General features: G+C 55.9%; 1 rRNA gene. It reads left to right on the forward strand.

The features are described from left to right. Positions 1-142: 142 nt before the first annotated feature. Positions 143-229 (forward strand): 5S ribosomal RNA (gene rrf / locus WH85_RS46490); the annotation flags it as partial.

The raw sequence follows: 229 nt of genomic DNA on the forward strand, positions 1-229 counted from the left end.
TGTTGAGTTGACCGGTACTAATAGGCCGAGGGCTTAACCACCCTAAACTTTGTGCTACGCGTCCACTGTGTGATTCACAGCAAACGAACAACCACCCCGGAACGAAGGTTTCGGGTTGCTGGTTGGTTCTGCTGATGGCTGTTACGGTGGTCATAGCGGAGGGGAAACGCCCGGTTACATTCCGAACCCGGTAGCTAAGCCCTCCAGCGCCGATGGTACTGCACTCGGG

It is taken from the genome of Actinoplanes rectilineatus (assembly GCF_000962825.1).
In the GTDB taxonomy this organism is placed as follows: domain Bacteria; phylum Actinomycetota; class Actinomycetes; order Mycobacteriales; family Micromonosporaceae; genus Actinoplanes; species Actinoplanes rectilineatus.